Origin of the sequence: Pseudomonas sp. sp1636 (assembly GCF_030376615.1) — a bacterium.
GTDB lineage: Bacteria > Pseudomonadota > Gammaproteobacteria > Pseudomonadales > Pseudomonadaceae > Aquipseudomonas.
Genome location: NZ_JARRAB010000004.1, coordinates 102,249 through 116,575 on the forward strand (window position 1 = coordinate 102,249; position 14,327 = coordinate 116,575).

General features: G+C 63.9%; 11 protein-coding genes. 4 read left to right on the forward strand and 7 right to left on the reverse strand.

What is annotated here, in order from left to right; translation table 11 throughout:
* Positions 1 to 253 precede the first annotated feature (253 nt).
* The 6 genes from P8H27_RS05625 to P8H27_RS05650 all read right to left on the reverse strand — a co-directional run bounded on the left by P8H27_RS05625 (position 254) and on the right by P8H27_RS05650 (position 7,548).
* Entirely contained in the window at positions 254 to 625 is a 372-nt protein-coding gene (locus P8H27_RS05625) for a DUF971 domain-containing protein (RefSeq protein ID WP_289635733.1), read from the reverse strand.
* A gap of 77 nt (positions 626 to 702) precedes the next feature.
* Positions 703 to 2,043 (reverse strand): ATP-dependent protease ATPase subunit HslU, encoded by a 1,341-nt coding sequence (hslU, locus tag P8H27_RS05630; protein WP_289635734.1) that lies wholly within the window; start codon positions 2,041 to 2,043, stop codon positions 703 to 705.
* A 27-nt stretch (positions 2,044 to 2,070) separates the two neighbouring features.
* Positions 2,071 to 2,604 (reverse strand): ATP-dependent protease subunit HslV, encoded by a 534-nt coding sequence (gene hslV, locus P8H27_RS05635; RefSeq protein ID WP_289635735.1) that lies wholly within the window; start codon positions 2,602 to 2,604, stop codon positions 2,071 to 2,073.
* A 197-nt stretch (positions 2,605 to 2,801) separates the two neighbouring features.
* Positions 2,802 to 3,488: an SPOR domain-containing protein gene (locus tag P8H27_RS05640; RefSeq protein ID WP_289635736.1), complete on the reverse strand. Its 687-nt coding sequence runs from the start codon at positions 3,486 to 3,488 to the stop codon at positions 2,802 to 2,804.
* Complete coding sequence (gene argS, locus P8H27_RS05645) at positions 3,489 to 5,222, reverse strand: arginine--tRNA ligase (RefSeq protein ID WP_289635737.1); 1,734 nt, start codon at positions 5,220 to 5,222, stop codon at positions 3,489 to 3,491. It abuts the gene before it with no gap.
* A gap of 106 nt (positions 5,223 to 5,328) precedes the next feature.
* Entirely contained in the window at positions 5,329 to 7,548 is a 2,220-nt protein-coding gene (locus tag P8H27_RS05650) for a primosomal protein N' (RefSeq protein WP_289635738.1), read from the reverse strand.
* Positions 7,549 to 7,716: 168 nt separating this feature from the next.
* Between P8H27_RS05650 and rpmE the strand changes: the two genes are divergently transcribed.
* From rpmE to P8H27_RS05670, 4 genes are all read left to right on the forward strand, one after another.
* A complete protein-coding gene (rpmE, locus tag P8H27_RS05655) occupies positions 7,717 to 7,932 on the forward strand; it encodes a 50S ribosomal protein L31 (RefSeq protein WP_238040374.1) in 216 nt (71 codons plus the stop codon).
* 26 nt (positions 7,933 to 7,958) lie between these two features.
* Entirely contained in the window at positions 7,959 to 8,759 is an 801-nt protein-coding gene (locus P8H27_RS05660) for a thermonuclease family protein (protein ID WP_289635739.1), read from the forward strand.
* A complete protein-coding gene (locus P8H27_RS05665) occupies positions 8,756 to 10,198 on the forward strand; it encodes a M48 family metalloprotease (protein WP_289635740.1) in 1,443 nt (480 codons plus the stop codon). Before P8H27_RS05660 ends, P8H27_RS05665 begins: the two co-directional genes overlap by 4 nt.
* A gap of 103 nt (positions 10,199 to 10,301) precedes the next feature.
* Complete coding sequence (locus tag P8H27_RS05670; protein ID WP_289635741.1) at positions 10,302 to 11,570, forward strand: malic enzyme-like NAD(P)-binding protein; 1,269 nt, start codon at positions 10,302 to 10,304, stop codon at positions 11,568 to 11,570.
* A gap of 189 nt (positions 11,571 to 11,759) precedes the next feature.
* Here the strand turns inward: P8H27_RS05670 and P8H27_RS05675 are convergent, their stop codons facing one another.
* Positions 11,760 to 14,195: a penicillin-binding protein 1A gene (locus P8H27_RS05675; protein WP_289635742.1), complete on the reverse strand. Its 2,436-nt coding sequence runs from the start codon at positions 14,193 to 14,195 to the stop codon at positions 11,760 to 11,762.
* Positions 14,196 to 14,327 lie beyond the last annotated feature (132 nt).

Consider the following 14,327-nt stretch of genomic DNA (forward strand, 5'->3'; position numbering starts at 1 on the left):
GGTTACCGGGGGCGGAGTTACTCCGCATCAAATCTATGCACCTGGCTTGGCCAAATGCAGGGAACCTGCCAGTTCCTTGGTTACCCGAGTTTGTGAATTTGCGCAAGTTTGCCGCGATATGGGCACATGCACGCAGATTATGCCGAGATAGATTAGAAAGTGCGCTCTAACCTCGGCGAGGGAAGGGCTTGCGCGTGAATCCGTCCACCCGTTGCAGGCGGCAGGAACAGGCGGAGAGGTTCTGGCACGCCTGCTAGAGCATCAACTTGACCACGAACTCGTCGGGGTCGCGGGATTTTCCGGCTGCGGCGAGCGCGGCCAGGTAGTCGGCCCACAGGCTGTCCTGATGGGTGGCCAGCCGATAGAGGTAGTCCCAGCTGAACAGCCCGCTGTCGTGGCCATCGTCGAAACAGAGTTTCAGGGCGTAATTGCCGGCCGGTTCGACGCCGCTCAGGGCGACGTGCAGCTTGCCGGTTTGCAGGATGGGCTTGCCATGGCCTTGCACCTCCGCAGAGGGCGAGTGTACGCGCAGGAACTCTGCCGATAGGCTGTAGCTGGCGCTGCCGTACTGCAGTTCCAGGGTTCGCGATGCCTTGTGCAGTTTGACTGCGCTGGGGATGTGCATGGGCTTGGCCTCAAGTAGCGAGCGGCAAGCTACAAGCGCTCTTACTGGCTGCTGGTAGCTTGCCGCTTTCCGCTACGTTAAAGAATATAACGCGACAGGTCTTCATCCTGGGCCAGTTCGCCGAGGTGGCCGTTGACGTAGTCGGCATCGATGCGGATCGGTTTCTCGTCATGCTGGGTGGCCAGGTCGCCGGCGCTGAAGGACACCTCTTCGAGCAGGCGTTCGAGCAGGGTGTGCAGGCGGCGCGCGCCGATATTCTCGGTCTTCTCGTTGACCTGCCAGGCGATTTCGGCGAGCCGCTTGATGCCGTCTGCGGCGAACTCGATGTTCAAGCCCTCGGTGTGGAGCAGGGCGATGTACTGCTCGGTCAATGAGGCATGCGGCTCGGTGAGAATGCGCTCGAAGTCTTCCGGCGACAGCGCCTTGAGCTCCACGCGGATCGGCAGGCGGCCTTGCAGCTCCGGCACCAGGTCGCTGGGCTTGCTCAGGTGGAAGGCGCCGGAGGCGATGAACAGGATGTGGTCGGTCTTGATCATGCCCAGCTTGGTGTTGACCGTGCAGCCTTCGATCAGCGGCAGCAGGTCGCGTTGCACGCCTTCGCGGGAGACATCGGCGCCGCCGACGTTGCCGCGCTTGGCCACCTTGTCGATCTCGTCGATGAAGACGATGCCATTTTGCTCCACCGCCTCCAGGGCGCGGGCTTTCAGCTCTTCCTCGTTGACCAGGCGCGCGGCCTCTTCGTCGCGCACCAGTTTCAGGGCTTCCTTGACCTTGAGCGTGCGGCTCTTCTTCTTGCCCTTGCCCATGTTGGAGAACAGGCTCTGCAACTGACTGGTCATCTCTTCCATGCCCGGCGGAGTCATAATCTCGATACCGGCCGGACTGTCGGCCACCTTGATGTCGATGTCCTTGTCATCCAGCTGGCCTTCGCGCAGGCGCTTGCGGAACAGTTGGCGGGTATTGGAGTCGCCGCTCGGCGCCGGGTCTTCGTTGAAGCCGGCACGCGGAGGCGGCAGCAGGGCATCGAGGATGCGCTCTTCGGCGGCGTCCTCGGCGCGGTGGCGCACCTTGACCATCTCCTGCTCGCGGAGCATTTTCACCGCCGCGTCGGCCAGGTCGCGAATGATCGATTCGACATCGCGGCCGACGTAGCCGACTTCGGTGAATTTGGTCGCTTCGACCTTGATGAAGGGGGCGCCGGCCAGTTTGGCCAGGCGCCGGGCGATCTCGGTCTTGCCGACGCCGGTCGGACCGATCATCAGGATGTTCTTCGGCGTCACTTCGGCGCGCAATTCCAGCGGCAGTTGCATGCGTCGCCAGCGGTTGCGCAGGGCGATGGCCACGGCGCGCTTGGCGTCGTCCTGGCCGATGATGTGGCGGTTGAGTTCGTGAACGATCTCGCGGGGCGTCATGGACATGGCAGGCGGCTCCGAACGGAAATCGGCTCAGATGGCCGAGTCCAATTCCTCGATGGTCAGGTTGTGATTGGTGAAGACACAGATGGACGCGGCAATGTTCAACGCCTTTTGCGCAATTTCGTGGGCCGACATCTGCTCGGTGTTCTCCAGCAAGGCCAATGCCGCCGCCTGGGCGAAGCCGCCGCCGGAGCCCATGGCGATCAGGCCGTGTTCCGGTTCCACCACGTCGCCATTGCCGGTGATGATCAGCGAGGCGTCCTTGTTGGCCACGGCGAGCATGGCTTCCAGACGGCTCAGCGAGCGGTCGGTGCGCCAGTCCTTGGCCAGTTCGACGGCGGCGCGCACCAGGTGGCCCTGGTGTTTCTCCAGCTTGCCTTCGAAGCGTTCGAACAGGGTGAAGGCATCCGCGGTGGCGCCGGCAAAACCGGCCAGCACTTGGCCGTGATAGAGGCGGCGAACTTTTTTCGCATTGCCTTTCATCACGGTGTTGCCCAGGGAAACCTGGCCGTCGCCGCCCATGACGACTTTGCCGTGGCGGCGCACTGAAACGATGGTGGTCAAGGGGAGAGTCTCCACGCAGTGGGGCGAAAATGCCCAATGCAGATTCAGATGGGGGGGCGTGGGCTGCTTTTCAACCGGCGGCGGATGATTCTCGACCAAACGCTATTGCCGCGGCTGTAACCGCAGATTGCCGCGGCAGGGTGCGGGCGATCGGGAAAAGTCCTGGCCGGCTCCTGTCGAACCGGTCGGGGCGAGGGTCAGCGGTTCTGGCGTTGCTGCAGCAGCAGATTGCTGAAGCCGTTGGCCGCCAGGGCTTTTTGCGAGACCGCGAGTTGTTCGCGGTTGGCGAAGGGGCCGACCAGCACGCGGTACCAGGTCTCCTCGCGCACCCTGCCGGACTCCACCCGCACGTTCTGGCCGAGCAGGATGATCTGCGCGCGCACGCTTTCCGCATCGTCCTTGCGCCGGAACGAGCCGGCCTGGAGGAAAAACTGGGTGCTCAGCGGCGCCTGGGCAACTGGCGGGACGGGGGCTACCGGCGGTGCCGGTGGCGGTGTTTCGCCGTTGAGTGCGGCCTGGGCGCGCGCGGCGTCGATCTTCGCCGCTTGTTCCGGGGTCACCGGTTGCTGCACGGGGGCGGGTGGCGGCAGGGCGTCCGGCGGCACTATGACTTCCGACTCGGGCAGCAGGGTGTAGAAGTCGTATTTGGGCTTGCTCGGCGCCGGCGTGGCGGCTTTCGGTTTTGCCTGGCTGCTGGCGCGGGCGCTCTCGGCCTTGTTGCGTTTGACCGCATCGCCACCCGGCTGCAGGTTCATCAGCAACATGACGAACACGCCGACGACCAGGCCGCAGGCCAGCCAGATCCAGCCGGGCACCGGTTGCTTCGGCGGTGCCTTGTAGCGGCTGGCGCCGCGTTTGGCTGGGGGCTTTTTGCGCGCGGCCACTTACATGCGCTCCAGGGTTTCCAGACCGAGCAGTTCCAGGCCCTGCTTGAGCGTGCGGCCGCTGAGGGCGGCCAGGCGCAGGCGGCTCTGCTGGGTGGCCTGATCCTCGGCACTGAGGATCGGGCAGTGTTCGTAGAAGCTGGAGAACAGCCCGGCCACATCGTACAGATAAGCACAGAGCAGGTGCGGTTCGCCCTTGTCGGCGACGTTATTCAGCACTTCGCCGAATTGCGCCAGTTTGCCGGCCAGCGCCAGCTCCTGTTCGGCCGCGAGGATGATCGGCCCCTCGATGGCGCTGTTGCCCAGCTTGCGGAATACGCTGGCGACCCGGGTGTAGGCGTACAGCAAATAAGGCGCGGTGTTGCCCTCGAAGCTGAGCATCTGCTCGAAGTTGAAGCGGTAGTCGCTGGTGCGGTGCTTGGACAGGTCGGCGTACTTCACCGCGCCGATGCCGACGGCGTGGGCGATGCTGCGCAACTCGCTTTCATCGAGCTCCGGGTTCTTGCCCTTGACCAGGCTGTAGGCGCGTTCTTCGGCCTCGTCGAGCAGGTCGATCAGCTTCACCGTGCCGCCGTCGCGGGTCTTGAACGGGCGGCCGTCGGCGCCGTTCATGGTGCCGAAGCCCATGTGTTCGAGTTGCATGCCGTCATGCACGAAGCCGGCGCGGCGCGCCACTTCGAAGGCCATCTGGAAGTGCAGGGCCTGGCGCTGGTCGACGAAATACAGGGCGCGGTCGGCCTTGAGCGCCTGGCTGCGGTAGCGCATGGCGGCCAGATCGGTGGTCGAGTACAGGTAGCCGCCGCCGGCCTTCTGCACGATCACCGGCAGCGGATTGCCTTCGGCGTTCTTGAACTCGTCCATGAACACGCATTGGGCGCCGTCGCTCTCGCTGAGCAGGTTCTGGTCGCGCAGGGCGTCGATGATGCCGGGCAGTTCGGCGTTGTAGGCGCTCTCGCCCTTGACGTCGGCCGGGCTCAGCTTGACGCCCAGACGGTCATAGGCTTTCTGGCAGTGCGACAGGGAAATCGCGTTGAAACGGTGCCACAGGCGCATGCATTCGGCGTCGCCGGCTTGCAGCTGCACCACCAGTTCGCGGGCGCGCTCGGCGAACTCGCTGGAGTCGTCGAAGCACTTCTTCGCCGCGCGGTAGAAGCCTTCCAGATCGGCCAGCTCGCTCTCGGCGGCCGCCGGGTTGGCCTCCATAAAGGCCAGCAGCATGCCGAACTGGGTGCCCCAGTCGCCGACGTGGTTCTGCCGGATCACGCGGTCGCCGAGAAACTCCAGCACCCGTGCCACGGCGTCGCCGATGATGGTCGAGCGCAGGTGGCCGACGTGCATTTCCTTGGCCAGGTTCGGCGAGGACAGGTCGATCACCACGGTCTGCGGCTTGCCCGCCTTGCGCACGCCGAGCCGGCTATCGGCCAGCAGGGCGTCCAGGCGACCGGCCAGGGCCTGGCTGTTCTGGTAGAAGTTGAGAAAGCCTGGGCCGGCGATTTCGACCTTGCTGATCTGCTCGTCGCCGGGCAGCGCGGCGATCAGCTTTTCCGCCAGCTCGCGCGGTTTCAGGCCGGCCGGCTTGGCCAGCATCATGGCGATATTGCTGGCGAAGTCGCCGTTGGCCTTGTCCTTGGTGTTCTCCACCTGAATAGCCGGGCTCAGCCCTTCGGGCAGCACGCCTTCGGCGGTGAGGCGGGTCAGAGCTTGCTGGATCAGATGGCGAATAGTGTCTTTCATGGTCTCTCGGATCGCCCATGGGCATTGGTCGAAAACTGCGCATTATAAGAGCAGCGGCAAGCGGCAAGCCACAAGCAGCTGTAGAGTGCGCATGGCGCACCCTACCTTAGAACAGATCGATGGGGTCGACATCCAGCGACCAGCGCACGGCGCGAGCGCCGGGCATCTGCTCCAGGGCCGGCATCCAGGAGCTGAGCAGGCGGTGCAGCGGCGCGCGGGCGTTGGCTTGCACCAGCAGTTGCGCGCGGTAACGGCCGGCGCGCCTTTCCATCGGTGCCGGTACCGGGCCAAGCAGTTCGATGCCGCTCAGCTTGAGTTCGTTTACCAGCAGTTCGGCTTCGCTGCAGGCCGCATCGAGAAAACCTTCGGCCTGTCCCGGCCTGTGCGCCTCGGCGCGCAGCAGGGCGAGGTGGCAGAACGGCGGCAGGCCGGCGCCGCGGCGCTCGCTGAGGGCTTGCTCGGCGAAGGCGAAGTAGCCCTGCTCGGTCAGCTGCACCAGTAACGGGTGGTCGGCCAGGTGGCTCTGGATGATCACCTTGCCGGGTTCCTCGGCGCGGCCGGCGCGGCCGGCGACCTGGACGATCAGCTGGGCCATGCGCTCGCTGGCGCGAAAGTCGGCGGAAAACAGCCCGCCGTCGGCATCCAGGATCGCCACCAGGGTCACGCGGGGAAAGTGATGACCCTTGGCGAGCATCTGGGTGCCGACCAGGATGCACGGTTCGCCGCGTTGCACGGTGTTGAACAGCTTGGTCATGGCCTCCTTGCGCGAGGTGCTGTCGCGATCCACGCGCAATACCGACACCTGCGGGAAGAGAATGCCCAGGCGCTCTTCGGCGCGCTCGGTGCCGGCGCCGACCGGGCGCAGGTCGACGTTGTTGCAGGTCGGGCAGTTGCTCGGCTGGCGCTCGAGGTGCCCGCAGTGATGGCAGCGCAACTCGGCGGAGCGTTGGTGCACGGTCATCCGCGCATCGCAGCGCGGGCATTCCGACAGCCAGCCGCAGTCGTGGCAGAGCAGGGTCGGGGCGAAGCCGCGGCGGTTGAGAAACACCAGCACCTGCTGGCCGGCCGCCAGGGTCTGGCCGATGGCTTGCTGCATGGGGCCGGAAATGCCGGAGTCGAGCGGCCGGCTCTTCACGTCCAGGCGCAGAAAGCGCGGTTGCTGGGCGCCGCCGGCGCGCTGGTGCAGGTGCAGCAGGGCGTAGCGGCCGCCGTGGGCGTTGTGCAGGCTTTCCAGGGAGGGCGTGGCCGAGCCGAGCAGGATCGGGATGTTTTCCTGGTGCGCGCGCACCACCGCCAGGTCGCGGGCGTGGTAGCGCAGGCCTTCCTGCTGCTTGTAGGAGGCGTCATGCTCCTCGTCGATGATGATCAGGCCGGGGCGTTGCATCGGGGTGAACAGTGCCGAGCGGGTGCCGATGATGATGTCGGCCTCGCCGTCGCGGGCGGCCAGCCAGGCGTCCAGGCGTTCGCGGTCGTTGACCCCGGAATGCAGCAGGGCGATCCGCGCGTTGAAGCGCCGTTCGAAGCGCGCCAGGGTCTGCGGGCCGAGGTTGATCTCCGGGATCAGTACCAGGGCCTGTTTGCCGGCTTCCAGGGTCGCGCGGATCAGCTGCAGGTAGACCTCGGTCTTGCCGCTGCCGGTGACCCCGGCGAGGAGGAAGGCATTGAAGCGGCCGAAGCCGGTGCGAACCGCTTCGGCGGCCGCCCGCTGCTCCGGGTTGAGGGGCAGTTCCGCTTCCGCCAGCCAGTTGCGGTGGCGTGCGCTGGCGGCATGCCGGCGTATCTCGAGGCGCACCAGGCCTTTCTCGCGCAGCAGGCCGAGGCTTTCCTTGTTCAGTTGCAGCTGGCCCAGCAGCTGATGGGCGACGCCGTGCGGGTGCTGGGCGATGGTTTTCAGGGCCTCGCGCTGGCGCGGCGCACGGGCCAGGCGCGGGTCGTCCAGCTGGGCGCCTTCGCTCAGGTGCCAGAAGCGCTCCTGGCGAACTTCCGCCGGCTCGCCCTGGCGCAGCAGTACCGGCAGCGCCCAGCTGAGGGTGTCGCCCAGGCTGTGTTGGTAATACTGCGCTGTCCACAGGCACAGCTTGAACAGCGCCGGCGGCAACGGTGATTGGGCGTCGAGCAGTTGCAGGGCGGGTTTGAGCTTGTCGGCTGGAACCTCGCTGTGATCCGTCACCTCGATCAGGATGCCGATCAGTTCGCGCCGGCCAAAGGACACGCGCAGTCGTGCGCCCGGCTGCAGGGCGCTGCGCGGCACACCGGGCGGGGCACGGTAGTCGAACAGGCGGCGCAGCGGCGAGGGCAGAGCAATGCGCAAAATGGCGTCGGGCACGCGGCGGGCTCCAGGCAGAAGGGCGCGATCTTAGCACGAGGCCCGGCGACGGCCGGCGTCAGCAGCGGCTTGCGTCGTGGCAGAGCTCTGGTATCATCGCCGGCCTAATTCAGTGCGGTACTCGACAATAGTGTCGGGTGGCGGCATGTCAGCCCCGAGGAATACACCATGAAAGCCGATATCCATCCGAACTACGAAGCCCTCACTGCTACCTGCAGCTGCGGCAACGTGATCGAAACCCGCTCCACCCTGGCCAAGCCGCTGAGCCTGGACGTGTGCAACGAGTGCCACCCGTTCTACACCGGCAAGCAAAAAATGCTGGATACCGGCGGCCGCGTCGATCGCTTCAAGCAGCGTTTCGGCATGTTCGGCGCCAAGCAGTAAGTTTGCGCGCAGCGACGGATGCCCTGATGGGTGGTTCCTCGCTAGTGAAAAAGGCGTCCCTGGTGGGCGCCTTTTTTGTGTCCGCGTTTTGCCTGGCCTCTGCCCAGGCGTTCTGCCCGGAGCCCGGCCAATTGCCGAGCTTCGGCGTGCAGCGGATCGTCGATGGCGACACCTTGCGCCTGGACGATGGCCGCAGTGTGCGCTTGATCGGTCTGAACAGCCCCGAACTCGGGCGTGAGGGGCGCAGCGCCGAACCCTTTGCCGAGGCCGCCCGCCGGCGCTTGAGCGAGCTGGTGGCGGCCAATGACGGGCGTGTCGGTTTGCAGCTTGGCGGTGAGGCGAAGGATCGCTACGGACGCACCCTGGCGCATGCCTACGACGGCCAGGGGCGCAACCTCGAAGCGCAACTGTTGGCCGAGGGGCTGGGCTATCTGGTGGCGATTGCGCCCAATGTGGCGCTGGTCGAGTGCCAGCAGGCGGCCGAACGGGTTGCCCGGCAGTCGCGCCTCGGTCTCTGGCGGCGCTCGCCGGTACAAACGCCCAGGCAGTTGAGTCGCGGCGGTTTTGCCCTGATCGAGGGGCGGGTCGCGCGAGTCGAGCGCAATCGCGGCGGGGTTTGGCTGGAGCTGGGCGATTCGTTGGTTCTGCGTGTGCCGCCGCAGGCGCTGAACGGCTTCGATATGCGTCAGTTGCAAGGCTTGGCTGGGCGCCAGGTCGAAGCCCGGGGCTGGGTGATTGACCGCTCCCGGCGCGCCGGGGTAAAACCAGGGCAGGCGCGCTGGATGTTGTCCGTGACCCATGAGGCGATGCTGGAGGTGCTGCCATGAGCGTGCGTTATTGGGCGGTAGGGCTGCTGATGCTCGGGCAACTGAGCGGTTGTGCGCTCAATCCGGCCACCGGGCGCAGCAATTTCGTGATGATGAGTGAGCAGCAGGAGCTGGAGCTCGGCCGGCGCCATAATCAGGAAATCCTCAAGCAATACCCCCGTTACGCCGATGAGACATTGCAGGCTTACGTTCAGCAAGTCGGCGAGCGGGTGGCCAAGCACAGCCATCGCAGCCAACTCAATTACCAGTTCACCGTGGTGGACAGCCCGGATATCAACGCCTTCGCCCTGCCGGGCGGCTACATCTACATTCACCGTGGATTGCTCGCCTATCTCAACTCGGAAGCCGAGTTGGCCGCGGTATTGGGCCACGAGGTCGGGCATGTCACCGCGCGGCACAGCGTACAGCAGCAAAGTCAGGCGAGTGCCTGGGGCATTCTCGGCCAGGCGCTGGCCATCGGCACCGGAGTCGGGGCGGCGGCTGACCTGACCGATGTGCTGGGTAGCGCCTTTGTGCGTGGCTACGGTCGCGACATGGAGCTGGAGGCCGACGGTCTGGGGGCTCAGTACCTGGCGCGCAGTGGCTATGATCCGCAGGCGATGAGCGAAGTGGTCAAGGTGCTGAAGAATCAGGAAGACTTCGCCCGTGAACAGGCGGCCAAGCGCGGTCAGGCGCAGCCGGCGGGCGGTTATCACGGCGTATTCGATACCCATCCGGATAATGATCGACGTTTGCAGCAGGTTCTGGGGCCTGCGCGGGCGCTGGCGACCGGGCAGCAAGAGATTAATCGTGATGCCTTTCTCAAGCGTTTGGATGGGCTGCCATTTGGCGACTCCGCCGCCAGTGGGGTACGCCGTGGCCAGCACTTCTACCATGCCGAGCTGGGCTTGACCCTGGCATTCCCGCAGGGCTGGAGCATGGTCAATCGACCGGATGCGCTGATCGGGCACAGTGCCGATCAGCAGGCCTTCATTGTCATGACCCAGCAGGCCAATCCGCAGCGCCTCTCTGCGGCGCAACTGCTGCGCCAGCGCGTCGGTGGGCAGCGCCTGGAAGCTGAGGGCGAATTGCAGCAGGCCGGATTGCCAGGCTACAGCGCCATCATCCCCGGTGCTGCCGCCAAGCGTGTCGCAGTGCTGCTGCACGGGCAGCGGGCTTACCTGTTTGTCGCGGCGCTGCGCGGGCGCGCATCGCTGGGCGCTCAGGATGACAAATTTCTCAAGGTGATCAATAGTTTGCGTCCGCTGACCGCGGCCGAACGGCGTCTGGCGGAGCCGCTACGCCTGCATCTGGTCAAGGCGCAAAGCGGGCAGGACATGGCGGCCCTGGCTAAGCAAAGCAAGTTGCCGGGCGATGCCCAGGCGACCTTGCGCCTGCTCAATAATCTCTACCCTGCGGGTGAGCCGGCCCCTGGCAGCTGGCTCAAGGTCGTGCGTTAGCGACGTGTAGCCAGGCAAGGCTCAACAGTCTTGTGCAGATGTATACAACTTGCGTATCCTCGGCCGCCTGCCTGTTCAACAGCCAAAAAGCGGAAATGCCCCTATGTCTGATCTGAAAACTGCCGCTCTCGAATATCATGCCAAGCCCCGTCCGGGCAAGCTGAGTGTCGAGCTGACCAAGCCCACCGCCACTGCTCGCGATCTGGCACTGGCCTACAGCCCGGGTGTGGCCGAGCCGGTGCGTGAAATCGCCCGTGACCCTGAATTGGCTTACCGCTATACCGGTAAAGGTAATCTGGTCGCGGTGATTTCCGACGGCACTGCGATTCTCGGTCTGGGCAACCTCGGCCCGTTGGCCTCCAAGCCGGTTATGGAAGGCAAGGGCGTGCTGTTCAAGCGCTTCGCCGGTATCGACGTATTCGACATCGAAGTCGACGCGGAAAGCCCGCAAGCCTTTATCGACACGGTCAAGCGCATTTCCATCACTTTTGGCGGCATCAATCTGGAAGACATCAAGGCACCCGAGTGCTTCGAGATCGAGCGCACGCTGATCGAACAGTGTGACATTCCGGTGTTCCACGATGACCAGCACGGTACCGCCATCGTTACCGCCGCCGGCATGCTCAATGCCCTGGAGATTGCCGGCAAGACCTTGGAGCAGGCGCAGATCGTTTGCCTGGGCGCCGGCGCCGCGGCGACATCCTGCATGAAATTGCTGGTGAGCATGGGTGCCAAGGTCGAAAACATCTACATGATCGACCGCAAGGGTGTGATCCACGCGGGTCGTGACGATCTGAACCAGTACAAGGCGATCTTCGCCACCGAAACCGACAAGCGCACGCTGTCCGAGGCTCTCGAGGGGGCCGATGTGTTCGTCGGCCTGTCCGGCGCCAATCTGCTCCAGGCGGAAGACCTCCAGCGTATGGCGGCCAACCCGATCGTATTCGCCTGTTCCAACCCCGATCCGGAAATCGCTCCGGAACTGGCCCATGCCGCGCGCAATGACGTGATCATGGCCACCGGTCGTTCGGATTACCCGAACCAGGTCAATAACGTGCTGGGCTTCCCGTTCATCTTCCGCGGTGCCCTGGACGTTCGCGCCACGCGCATCAACGAAGAGATGAAGATCGCCGCCGCCCTGGCCCTGCGTGACCTGGCCAAGCTGCCGGTGCCGCAGGAGGTCTGTGATGCCTACGGCGGCATTGCGCTGTCGTTCGGTCGTGAATACATCATTCCCAAGCCGATGGATCCGCGCCTGATCACCCTGGTCTGCGATGCCGTGGCCAAGGCCGCCATCGAAAGCGGTGTGGCGACGCTGCCCTACCCGCAACACTATCCGCTGACTTCGGTGGATGATGTGTTCAACGGCTAAGCCGGCCAGGAAAAACAAAAAACCCGCTTCGGCGGGTTTTTTTATACTTCCAAGCCATGCGTCTGGCCTCAATCGGGCTGGCAGTCACCGTCCGCTGCGGAACCCTGGATAAGCCTGAGCGCAATCCAGGCCTCCGGATTCTTGGGTAGCGGGACTTATTGCTTGCGGCTTGTCGCTGTTTTTCGTTCTCTAGAACAAGTCGATCGGTGCCGATTCGTCGGCTGGTAGCGGGCTGCCCGGGGCGCGGAAGCCTGGATCGAGTTCGCTCATCGGTGGCGGCGAGTCTTCGCTCTTGAACAGCTCGAAGTAGGCGTCAGCGGTTCCAGGCATGGCCGCACGGCCGCTATAGGGGTCGATGCGCAGGGTCAGCAGGCCTTTGGGTTCCGCGGGGGGGTGGCTGGGGCTGTCTTTGAGGGCGCTGCCCATGTAGCTCATCCAGATCGGCAGAGCGATGGTGCCGCCGTACTCCTGTTTGCCGAGGCTTTCCGGTTGATCGAAGCCGGCCCAGACGGTGGTTACGTAATCGGCGTTGTAACCGGAGAACCAACTGTCCTTGGACTCGTTGGTCGTGCCGGTTTTCCCGGCCAGGTCATTGCGTCCCAAGGCCAGGGCTCTGCGCCCGGTGCCGCGCTTGATCACATCCTGCAGCATGCTGGTCATGATGTAGGCGGTGCGTTCGTCGATGATCCGTTCGGCGGCAACCGGTTCGGCAACCAGCGCTTGCTCGGTGATGGTCTCGTGGCTGTTGCTGGCGATTATTGCATCGCCGTCATCGGGGGGCGGGGTGTCGGTGATTCTTGGAGTGCTTGCCGGGTTGGCGACAAACAGCGGTTCGCCGTGGCGGCTATCGATGCGCTCGATCAGGTAAGGCTGGGTTTTGTAACCGCCGTTGGCGAATGCGGCCCAGCCGCCAGCAACTTCCAGTGGCGTCAGGTTGGCGGTGCCGAGTGCCAGGGACAGGTTGCGCGGTAGTTCCTGCTTGTCGAAGCCAAAACGACTGACATAGTCCAAGGCGTAGTCGATGCCGATGGCTTGCAGCAGGCGAATCGAAACCAGGTTGCGCGACTTATACAGGGCTTCGCGCAGGCGGATCGGGCCAAGGAAGGTGTTGTTGTCGTTTTTCGGTCGCCAGTCCTGGTCGAGGTATTCGTCGACGAACACGATCGGTGCATCGTTCACCAGGCTCGCGGCCGTGTAGCCGCGATCCAGCGCGGCGCTGTAGATAAAGGGCTTGAAGCTGGAGCCCGGCTGGCGTTTGGCTTGTGCTGCGCGATTATAGTTGCTCTGTTCGAATGAGAAGCCGCCGACCAGTGCGCGGATCGCCCCGTTGTGTGGGTCGAGTGACACCAGGGCGCTCTGCGCCAGTGGTAACTGGACGAAGCGCAGGCTGCCGTCGCCCTGGCGCTGCACGCGAATCAGGTCGCCAGTCTGGACGACGTCGCCTGGCCGCTGCGGGCGGGGGCCGAGGCTGTTGGTGTTGAGGAAGGGCCGGGCCCATTTCATGCTGTCCCAGGCGACCGCTTCTTCCACGCCGCTACGCAATAACACGAGGATGCCGCTTTTTTCGATTTGGCTGACGATTGCAGGTTCAAGCCCACCCAGCGAACTGTGCTTGGCCAGTTCGCTCAGCCAGGCTGGTTTGCCCATGTCGGGCAGCCGGCGTATCGGGCCGCGATAGCCATGGCGCTGGTCATAGCTGATCAAGCCTTCGCGAACGGCAGTGTTGGCGGCGTTTTGCAGGCCGCTTGGGACGGTGGTGGTGACGTTGAATCCTTCGGTGTAGGCTTCGCTACCATAGCGGCCGACCATTTCTGCGCGAACCATTTCCGCCACATAGGGGGCGGTGACTTCGGGTGCAGCTACATGGAGGCTGGCGCCGCTCGGTTCGGCCAAGGCGGTTTCATAGCTCTGTTGATCGATGCGGCCGAGCATCTGCATGCGGCCGAGAATCCAGTCGCGGCGTTCTTTGGCGCGGCTGGGGTTGGTCAGCGGATTGAAGCGGGAGGGCGCTTTCGGCAGGCCTGCGATCATCGCCAGTTGGGCCAGGCTGAGCTGATTGATCGATTTGCCGTAATAGACTTGGGCGGCGGCTTCGATTCCGTAAGCGCGATGGCCGAGGTAGATCTTGTTGACATAGAGCTCGAGAATTTCATCCTTGCTCAGCTCGCGCTCGATCTGTAGCGCAAGCAGGATCTCATTGATCTTGCGCGAGAAGCTTCTCTCGTTAGACAGGAAGAAGTTCTTCGCCACCTGCATGGTGATGGTGCTGCCGCCACTCTGGATGTGCCCGCTTTTCAATATTTGCGTGGCAGCGCGCATCAAGCTGGTAAGGTCGACGCCATAATGATTCGCAAAATTGTCGTCTTCAGCCGCAAGCAGGGCGCCGATGAAGTCAGGTGGGATATCGTCGAATTTGATCGGTGAACGGCGCATTTCGCCAAATTCCGCGATCAGCTTGGCGTCGCTGCTGTATACCCGCAGAGGGATCTGCAGCTGGATGCTGCGCAACGACTCAACAGATGGCAGGCTGGGGCTAAGATAGAGAAAGGCGCCACTGAAACTGAGTAGCAGCGCACAAAAAGTGGCGACACCAGACCAACAGAAGAACTTCAGCAGACGCATCAAGATTTTTGGATTTCCAGATAAAAGAATGAGTTAAGCGAAGGGCAATGCTAAAAGGGGAAAACTGATCACATTATAAGCGTTTTTTTTCCCAGTGATCCATTTGCGCTTCTGTCAAGACTGTTATTTAATGTG

What these genes read in the sequence shown, in the direction of transcription:
- P8H27_RS05670 (WP_289635741.1), top strand. Translation starts at nt 10,302, where the DNA reads ATGTCTGATCTGAAAACTGCCGCTCTCGAATATCATGCCAAGCCCCGT.
- P8H27_RS05665 (WP_289635740.1), top strand. Translation starts at nt 8,756, where the DNA reads ATGAGCGTGCGTTATTGGGCGGTAGGGCTGCTGATGCTCGGGCAACTG.
- hslU (WP_289635734.1), bottom strand. Translation starts at nt 2,043, where the DNA reads ATGTCCATGACGCCCCGCGAGATCGTTCACGAACTCAACCGCCACATC.
- argS (WP_289635737.1), bottom strand. Translation starts at nt 5,222, where the DNA reads ATGAAAGACACTATTCGCCATCTGATCCAGCAAGCTCTGACCCGCCTC.
- P8H27_RS05660 (WP_289635739.1), top strand. Translation starts at nt 7,959, where the DNA reads ATGGGTGGTTCCTCGCTAGTGAAAAAGGCGTCCCTGGTGGGCGCCTTT.
- P8H27_RS05625 (WP_289635733.1), bottom strand. Translation starts at nt 625, where the DNA reads ATGCACATCCCCAGCGCAGTCAAACTGCACAAGGCATCGCGAACCCTG.
- rpmE (WP_238040374.1), top strand. Translation starts at nt 7,717, where the DNA reads ATGAAAGCCGATATCCATCCGAACTACGAAGCCCTCACTGCTACCTGC.